The organism is Holdemanella sp., from assembly GCF_056804935.1.
Map to the genome: position 1 here is coordinate 13,575 of NZ_DBMEXE010000008.1, position 5,681 is coordinate 19,255.

Genomic DNA, 5,681 nt, shown 5'->3' on the forward strand with positions numbered 1-5,681 from the left:
AAATCGAGTGATTCCTAAAGTAATGGCACATCTACAAATATCTAAAAGTTGTTCATACGTCAATATATCTGAATGACAAAGATGTTTTGAAATGTCTGGCTTGCAGTAGTAACAAGCATAGTTACATCTGTCAGTTAATGAGATTCGCATATAATTTATATTTCGACCAAATGAATCTTGCATAAAATCCTTTCCGTTATTCTCAAGTGAGAATAACCAACTGATTCAATTTTATCATTGAATTCACATTTTATCTACTTTAAAATGAAATTATGAAACGGTGTACGTGGTGTAATCTAAACAATCCAAAATATATTGAATATCATGATTATGAATGGGGAAAATTGAATACAGATGAAAAATATCTATTTGAAATGTTGATACTTGAATCTTTTCAGGCAGGTCTTAGTTGGCAGTGTGTTCTAAATAAAAGAGAAGCTTTTAAAGAGGCTTATGAAGACTTTGACATTGATAAAGTGATTGAATTTGATGAAGAAAAAATAGAACAATTAAGAAACAATCCTAATATCATTCGTAACAAATTAAAGATCAAAGCGAGTATTTCAAATGCGAAGATTTTTAAATCCATTCAAGAAGAGTATCAAACTTTTTATAATTATTTATGTACTTTTACACATGGAAAGATTATTTATGAAACAGGAAAAACTACATCGACTCTTTCAGATTCCATATCAAATGATTTAAAAAAAAGAGGCATGAAGTTTGTAGGAAGTACCATTATATACTCCTATCTTCAAGCCATCGGTGTGATTTATTCTCACGAAAAAGATTGTTTCTTATACAAAGACAAATCCCATGTTTTCCAAACACTTGGTTCGTAGCCTACTGTCGCCAATTTGCCGTTACGCACGATTGGCGTTTTTAATATGTGCTGATTGAGATACACTTTATCTTCTTTATTTGCCAAGTAATTCAACATTGTCAATAATTCTTTATCCTTAGCCTTTGGATCGATCATGGAATCAATGCCAACTTGTCTAAGCACACTCTCAAATTCTTTCTTACTCATTTCTTTTTCGTCTAAATTAATAAACTGAAACTTAATATTTCTTTCTTTAAAATAGCGTTGTGCTTTCTTTGTATCAAAGCATTTGTTTTTCCCAAAAATCTGTATATTCATCGCATTAACCTCTCTACCCTTTTTTGTACTTCATCATATAGTGCCTCAATCTCAAATCCCACATGAAAGTGTCCATCTTCATATAGAATTTTACCATTGACCATAGTACATTTTACATTGGATTTAGATCCACTGTATACAATATTTTTTGCGACATTGTTAATTGGCTGCATATTCGGTTGATGTAGATCTAAAATAATTAAATCTGCCAACTTTCCAACTTCTAAGACACCACAATTTAAATGTAAAGCTTTCGCCGCATTCACCGTTGCCATTTTCAACACTTCATAAGCATCAACTGCAGAAGCATCCTTCTCTTTATATTTAGCTAGTCCTGTCACTAAAAACATCTCTCTAAACATATCCAGACAATTATTACTGGCTGGCCCATCCGTTCCTAAACATACATTGATATTTCGTTGAAGCATCGATTGGATTGGAGCTATACCACTAGCTAGTTTTAGATTGGATGCTGGATTTGTGATGACATTCAAATGTTTTTCGGCGAATAAATCTAAATCATGCGCGCTCATATGTACGCAATGAAAGGCTCCACCACCATAGTCATATACACCTAGATCACATAAGTATTCAACAGGACTGCGTCCCGTCTTTTCTTTGCATGTATTAACTTCATATTCTGTTTCACTTAAATGTGTATAAACTGGCGCTTTATATTTATGAGATAATGCTGCAACTTGTTGAATTTTTTCTTTTGAATTGGTATATTCATGACTAAAACCTAGTATATAAGAAATCAAACTATTTTTTTGATTGTATGCATTGAAGCAACGTTCTACATCTTCTACAGATAGACAAAAATCATTAACCGCACCACATAATACCGTTCGATAATTCATATCAAGACTTGCATGTACAATTGCTTCAGGATTTAAATACATGTCAAAATTTGTAGTGATTCCACTCGTTAGATATTCTAATATCGCAAGTTTTGAAAAGAAATAAATATCTTCTTGTGTTAGTTTTTCCTCAATCGGAAATACCTTTTCATTTAGCCATTGCTGCAAAGGCATATCATCGGCCATTGATCTTAAAAAAGTCATTCCAGAATGAGTATGCGCATTAATAAATCCTGGCATAATTAGATTCTGGTGTACATCTATTTCTCGGTCAAAACAAAAAGTAGAAGCTTTCTCTTTTCCTACATATATAATCTTATTATCTTCTATCCAGACTTCCCCTGAAAAAACATCAAAATCCTTCATTGTCAGTATACATGCATTATAAAATCGTGTGCGCATATGCATTCCTTCTTTCTGATTTAATCATCCCACAAATGGAATCAAAAAAAAAGAAATAACTTTTGATTATTTCTTCTTAAAAATCGATTTTATTAATTCGATAATCGCAACCACAAGCAGGAATATAAAGGACATCGCAAAATAGCCGACCAAACCTGCCAAAATATCATTGAAGTCCATTTCGCCTGTATGCGAATACCATTGGCCTATTTCAATCGCAAACGTAATAACTACAAGTACAGTAAATACGTAGAACCAACTAATTAAAACAGTTAAGTTCTTTTTAGCCATCCACTTAAATAGTGGATAAATCACAAGAAGCATTCCGATACCCAACAAGCCAATAATCAAGAAGTGAAGTTGCTTATCGGATAATTGTGCTTCAAATGAGTCATTCATACTCAAGAAATAGGTATGTGTCTTATAGATGATGTCAATCAATAAGTCGATAATCTTTTTTAAAGTTGAAGTACTATCTGTCATGCGAGCATTATACATGATATCGTTCGATATTTCAAATTCCAAAAAATTATACTATTATTGTGTTAAGGAGAATTTTTTATTATGAAATACGATTTTACAACTCTTTTAAATCGAAAAGGACATGATGCCCTTGCCCTTGATGTTCTACCTATTAAAGATGTAGAGGTAGACCCAAACTTTTCTACAATCCCTATGTGGGTTGCAGATATGAACTATCCTGTTTTTGAAAATATTCAAAAACAAATGATTGAAAGAATCAACGAGCCTCACTTTGGATATTTTGAAATGCCAGAAGATTACTATAAAGCCATTCAATTCTGGCAAAAAGAAACACATGGCATAGATGTGGAAAAAGAGGCCATCGGATATGAAAATGGTGTTCTTGGTATTTTGTCCAGTGCACTTGAGGCTTTTAGTGCTAGTGGCGAACCCATTTTAGTGCAGTCACCATGTTATATTGGGTTTATTCACACATTGAATAATTTGGGAAGAAAAATTATTGATAGTCCGTTAAAGAAAGCAGATAACTGGGCTATGGATTATGAAGATATTGAAAAGAAGATTATCAAACATAATATCCATTTTGCGATTTTCTGTTCCCCACACAATCCAACGGGAAGAGTATGGAAAAAAGAAGAAATCCAGAAATTTATGGATATCTGTAAAAAACATGATGTTTTAGTCTTTAGCGATGAAATCTGGTCCGATCTAGTACGTAAAGAAAACACACATATTCCTACGCAATCCATAAGTGAAGATGCCAAGAAAAGAACGATTGCGGCCTATGCCCCTAGTAAAACATTCAATCTTGCAGGTTTAGTCGGTTCATACCATATTGTTTACGACAAATATCTTCGTGATCGATTAAATAAACAAGCCTCTTTATCTCACTACAATTCACCCAACATATTAAGTGTTCATGCTCTTATGGGCGCTTATTGTAAAGAGGGATTAGATTGGGTCAATGAATTAAATGAAGTCATTTCGAATAATATAGATTATGCACTTGATTTTATCCACAACAATTTCAAAGGTATTGAAGTCATTAAGCCAGAAGGAACGTATATGTTGTATCTAGATTGCACAAAGTATTTAGATACACATGACATCACGATGGATGAACTTTTAAAGAAAGGGGTTCACTATGGTGTATGTTGGCAAGATGGCCGTCCATTTATGAATCCAAATACGATTCGAATGAATTTAGCTTTACCAACAATTTTAGTAGAAGAAGCATTTTCTCGCTTAAAGAAATTTGTTTTTTAATGAAAGAAAGAGGAATCTGATTATGAAAAGTACGACAAAAAAATTAGTATCAGGTGCTCTATGCATTGCGATAGGCGTATTACTTCCAATGTCCTTTCACGTGATTCCAAATGGAGGTAGTGTATTTTTACCAATGCACATTCCTGTATTGATTTGTGGATTATTTTGTGGAGCTCCCTATGGTTTGGCATGCGGAATTATTACACCATTTCTTTCAAGTATGACAACAGGAATGCCTCCAGCTATGATTTTGCCCCAAATGATGATTGAACTAGCTGTATATGGTTTAGTTACTGGTTTGTGTGAAAAACACATCAATTTCAAAAACGAAATGCCCAAATTATACATAAGTTTAATTATTGCGATGCTTGCAGGAAGAATTGTGAATGGCTTAATCAACACGTTTGTACTAAGTACACAAGGCTATACACTATCTGTATTTATGACGGCAAGCTTTATCACTTGCCTTCCTGGAATCATCATTCAATTGATCATTGTTCCAATTTTAGTTCGTATACTAAATAAAACAGTAGCCTAGGCTACTGTTTATTTCATTTCAATCAACTCGTATTCTCGATTTCCCAAACCAATCTTTTGAGCATGTTCTAAACAAGATTTCCATTCTGATTCAGGCGTAGAATTTGTGAAGTGGTCATGATGATCACAGAAGTTTGGATCATGTAAATGTTTATCTAATTGTGATCCTGGCATTGGTTTTGCCTTCATACATAAATCTACACAGGCTTGATCTAAGGCAAGTGGATCAAAAGATGCCAACATTCCAATATTTGGTAAAATTGGTAAATCATTTTCGGCATGACAATCACAGTTTGGTGAAACATCCACAATCAAAGAAATATGGAAGTTAGGACGTCCATCCACAACGGCTTTTGTGTATTCGGCCATACGCTTATTCAACAATTCATTCGCATTATAGTTATTGAAGGAGATCGCATCAAAATTACATGCCCCTAAACAACGTCCACATCCAACACAATTCGTTTCATTGATATGCATCTTATGTGTTGTTTCATCATACTCCAATCCATTATTTGCACATTCTTTAAAGCATTGTTTACAACCACGACATAGCTTTTCATCAACATGTGGAGTACCTGAACAATGTTGTTCTTTTTTACCTGCACGCGAACCACATCCCATACCTATATTTTTAATGGTTCCACCAAAGCCTGTTGATTCATGTCCTTTAAAGTGTGTCAAAGAAATAAAGACATCGGCATCCATAATTGCACGACCTATTTTAGCTGTTTGACAATATTCTCCACCAACGACTGGCACTTCAATATCATCTGTTCCTTTTAGTCCATCTCCTATCAAAATTGGACATCCTACAGTAAGTGGAGTAAATCCATTTTGCCAGGCACACTCCAAATGTTCCAAAGCATTTTTTCTTGATCCTGGATACATAGTATTACAATCGGTTAAGAATGGTTTTCCCCCTAATTCTTTTACCACATCCACAATAGCACGTGCATAATTTGGTCTTAAATATGCAATGTTTCCTAATT

7 protein-coding genes and 1 pseudogene are annotated in these 5,681 nt (G+C 33.8%); 3 read left to right on the forward strand and 5 right to left on the reverse strand.

The genetic code is table 11. The annotated features are described in order from the left end of the window. Positions 1–183 (reverse strand): annotated as a pseudogene (locus ACZQCL_RS00975) (GTP 3',8-cyclase MoaA); the annotation flags it as partial. An 89-nt stretch (positions 184–272) separates the two neighbouring features. On the opposite strand from ACZQCL_RS00975, the gene ACZQCL_RS00980 reads away from it, so the two are divergent. After that, positions 273–842 (forward strand): DNA-3-methyladenine glycosylase I, encoded by a 570-nt coding sequence (locus ACZQCL_RS00980; protein WP_482481571.1) that lies wholly within the window; start codon positions 273–275, stop codon positions 840–842. Here ACZQCL_RS00980 and ACZQCL_RS00985 read toward each other — a convergent pair. The 3 genes from ACZQCL_RS00985 to ACZQCL_RS00995 form a co-directional block, all read right to left on the reverse strand. Further along, positions 779–1,141, reverse strand: a complete 363-nt coding sequence (locus tag ACZQCL_RS00985; RefSeq protein WP_482481573.1) for an arsenate reductase family protein — start codon at positions 1,139–1,141, stop codon at positions 779–781. The genes ACZQCL_RS00980 and ACZQCL_RS00985 overlap by 64 nt on opposite strands. Further along, positions 1,138–2,403: an amidohydrolase gene (locus tag ACZQCL_RS00990; RefSeq protein WP_288525330.1), complete on the reverse strand. Its 1,266-nt coding sequence runs from the start codon at positions 2,401–2,403 to the stop codon at positions 1,138–1,140. Before ACZQCL_RS00990 ends, ACZQCL_RS00985 begins: the two co-directional genes overlap by 4 nt. A gap of 66 nt (positions 2,404–2,469) precedes the next feature. After that, complete coding sequence (locus ACZQCL_RS00995) at positions 2,470–2,901, reverse strand: hypothetical protein (protein WP_482481575.1); 432 nt, start codon at positions 2,899–2,901, stop codon at positions 2,470–2,472. 66 nt (positions 2,902–2,967) lie between these two features. On the opposite strand from ACZQCL_RS00995, the gene ACZQCL_RS01000 reads away from it, so the two are divergent. Together ACZQCL_RS01000 and ACZQCL_RS01005 are read left to right on the forward strand one after the other, a co-directional pair. Next, the gene (locus tag ACZQCL_RS01000; RefSeq protein ID WP_419006041.1) at positions 2,968–4,152 is read left to right on the forward strand and encodes a MalY/PatB family protein; all 1,185 of its coding nucleotides are present in this window, start codon (positions 2,968–2,970) and stop codon (positions 4,150–4,152) included. A 22-nt stretch (positions 4,153–4,174) separates the two neighbouring features. Beyond that, the gene (locus tag ACZQCL_RS01005) at positions 4,175–4,690 is read left to right on the forward strand and encodes an ECF transporter S component (RefSeq protein ID WP_227992742.1); all 516 of its coding nucleotides are present in this window, start codon (positions 4,175–4,177) and stop codon (positions 4,688–4,690) included. Positions 4,691–4,698: 8 nt separating this feature from the next. Here ACZQCL_RS01005 and ACZQCL_RS01010 read toward each other — a convergent pair. Beyond that, the coding region (locus tag ACZQCL_RS01010) for a DUF362 domain-containing protein (RefSeq protein WP_482481578.1) at positions 4,699–5,681 on the reverse strand (983 nt) is incomplete at its 5' end.